The sequence below is a fragment of the Bacillus cereus group sp. N31 genome (assembly GCF_016483245.1).
Taxonomy (GTDB): domain Bacteria; phylum Bacillota; class Bacilli; order Bacillales; family Bacillaceae_G; genus Bacillus_A; species Bacillus_A toyonensis.
The window spans coordinates 1-414 of the sequence record NZ_JAEHCH010000086.1 but is presented as its reverse complement, the minus strand read 5'-3'; the positions used below and the strand labels follow the sequence as shown (position 1 = coordinate 414).

Below are 414 nucleotides of genomic sequence, written 5' to 3'. Positions count from 1 at the left end.
AAAATTAAATTGCCAAAACTAGGTCTTGTTCGATTTGCCAAAAGTCGTGAAGTAAAGGGACGTATTTTAAATGCTACGGTTAGATGGAACCCTTCTGGCAGATACTTTGTTTCATTGTTAGTTGAAACAGAAGTGCAAGAACTTCCGAAAACAAATTCTTACATTGGAATAGATGTAGGACTAAAAGATTTCGCCATTTTGTCAGATGGAACAACCTATAAAAATCCGAAGTTTTTTCGATTGTTAGAAGAGAAGTTAGTAAAAGCACAGCGTGTTCTTTCTAGAAGAATGAAAGGATCTTCTCGCTGGAATAAACAACGAGTAAAGGTAGCTAGAATTCATGAATACATGGCAAATGCTAGAAAAGATTACTTGGACAAAATCTCAACTGAAATCATCAAAAACCACGATGTT

At 35.0% G+C, this 414-nt stretch carries 1 protein-coding gene; it reads left to right on the top strand.

Features of this window, described 5'->3' with window-relative positions:
- Positions 1-414 (top strand): RNA-guided endonuclease InsQ/TnpB family protein (locus JDS81_RS31230; RefSeq protein ID WP_199688694.1); only part of this gene is annotated, 414 nt, incomplete at both ends.